Origin of the sequence: Ornithinibacter sp., from assembly GCF_035443565.1 — a bacterium.
Taxonomy (GTDB): domain Bacteria; phylum Actinomycetota; class Actinomycetes; order Actinomycetales; family Dermatophilaceae; genus Fodinibacter.
The window spans coordinates 1-2,165 of the sequence record NZ_DAORSO010000259.1; the positions used below are offsets into that span (position 1 = coordinate 1).

Below are 2,165 nucleotides of genomic sequence, written 5' to 3' on the forward strand. Positions count from 1 at the left end.
TGTGGACGCGCCTGAAGGCCGACGGCGCGTCCGACTGGATTCTGCTGGCGAACGTCCGGCTCACCGACACCAAGAAGGACCACGAGCTCGACGTCATCGTGCTCATGCCAGAGGTCGGCATCGTCGTCGTCGAGGTCAAGGGCGGAGACCTGCGGATGGAGGACGGCGACTGGGTCGTCGGCCACGGCAAGGGCCAGCGCGTGGTGCACCCGGTCGATCAGGGCCGCGACGGCAAGTACGCCCTGCGCGCCTACATCGAGCGCGACCCGCGCTGGAAGGCGAGCAGCCGCACCAGAGTGAGGTTCGGCCACGCCATCGCCGCCCCGTACACCGACGTCGCTGACGACTTCGACACCCCGGACTGCCCACGCTGGATGATCAGCGGCCGGGGTGACCAGCACGACCTCGCCGGCCGCCTGCACGACATCGCGGCCCGGCAGGAGAGCGGGCACCGCGTGCCCACGCACGACGACTGCGACCTCATTATCGAGATCCTCAAGGGCCGCAGCCTGCCCCAGCGCACCCTGCTGGCCGAGGCCGACGAGCGAGAGTCACGCGCCGACCGGCTGACGATCGAGCAGGCGACCATCCTGGGTGTGACCCGGCTGATCCACCGCGTCGACGTGCGCGGCGGCGCCGGCAGCGGCAAGACGGTCTTGGCCCTCACCCAGGCCAAGGAGCTCACCCACGGCCGCCACGGTCAGCCCTCGCAGCGGGTCGCCCTGCTCTGCTACTCGGTGGGCCTGGCCAGCTGGTTCAAGCGCTACATGGACACCGTCGACCGCCGGCACCGACCCGCCTTCGTCGGCACCTTCGAGGACCTCGCCGCCTACCTCGGGGTGAGCGAGTTCGGAGGCCGCGACGACACCGACTTCTGGGAGAACCGGCTGCCGTCACAGATGACGGAACGGGCCGGCGACCTGCCAGACGGCAAACGGTTCGACGCCGTCGTCGTCGACGAGGGCCAGGACTTCGCCGACGGCTGGTGGACGCCGATCATGCGCTGCCTGCGCGACGAGCTCGACGGCGGCGTCTACGTCTACAGCGACGAGAACCAGCGGGTCTTCGCGCGCTTCGGCCGACCACCGGTCCCGCTGGTGCCGCTCGTGCTCGACCACAACCTGCGCAACACCCGCCAGATCACCGAGACCTTCCTGCCGCTCGCGCCGATGCGCATGTACGCGCGCGGGGGAGAAGGGCCCGAGGTCACCTACGTCGAAGCCAGCGCTGACGATGCCCTCGACGCCGCCGACGACCAGATCGACCCGCTGCTCGAGGACGGCTGGCGCCCCGAGGACGTCGCCCTGCTCACCACCGGCGCCCGCCACCCCGAACAGGTCTCGCTCCAGGAGTCCGAGGGTCAGCTCGGCTACTGGCGCACCTTCTGGGACAAGGACTGCGTCTTCTACGGCCACGTGCTCGGCTGCAAGGGCCTGGAGCGCAAGGTCGTCGTGCTCTGCGTCAACGAGAGCACCCCGCGCGAACGAGCCCGCGAACGGCTCTACGTCGGGCTCTCGCGGGCCACCGACAAGCTCGTCGTCGTCGGCCCGCGCGACGTCATCCTCGAGATGGGTGGGCCGGCCGTGGCACGCAGGCTCGGGATCGCCTGACCTGACGTATCAGACGGGGCGTGAACGGCTCCTTGGGGATGTCACGTCACCGACGTCGTCAGCGATCTGGCTGCGGTGTCGGCGTGACGGGGTTGGGGTTCTCACTCGAAAGGTCCGCTGATGCGTCCGCACATCTCCACCCGCTCTGTCCGCCTCCTCCTCGTCCCTGCCGTGCTCATCGCGCTCGCGGGCTGCGGCGACGCAGAGCCCGCCGACCCGGCGGCGAGCGCCACTGACGCAGCAGCCTCGTCGGCGGCTCCGAGCACGGCAGCCGCTCCAAGCACTCCCGCCGCCGAGCCCGCCCAGAGCACCCCTCTGGCCCCGCCCATGCCGTCGCCGGCGGACCTGCCCCCGGTCAAGGCCTACGGTGCCGGGTCGCTGGAGTGTGCCGGCATGTCGGCCGCCCTCATGGGAGCGACGACCATCGGCGGGCTGGCCAACCAGGGCAAGGTCACCCAGGGTGACTTCGAGTCCGCGTACACGAGCCCGTTGCTCAACGACATCCCCATCGACGCCGTGCCGATCCTCGCCGACATGAAGACCGCCAGCATGTCG

General features: G+C 70.4%; 2 protein-coding genes. Both read left to right on the top strand.

Annotated elements, in window-relative coordinates; genetic code table 11:
• Positions 1–1,610: nuclease-related domain-containing DEAD/DEAH box helicase (locus PLL68_RS14160; RefSeq protein ID WP_502910721.1), on the top strand; the 1,610-nt coding region annotated here is incomplete at its 5' end.
• Between the two features lie 120 nt (positions 1,611–1,730).
• On the top strand, positions 1,731–2,165 hold a 435-nt coding region (locus tag PLL68_RS14165; protein ID WP_324535170.1), incomplete at its 3' end, for a hypothetical protein.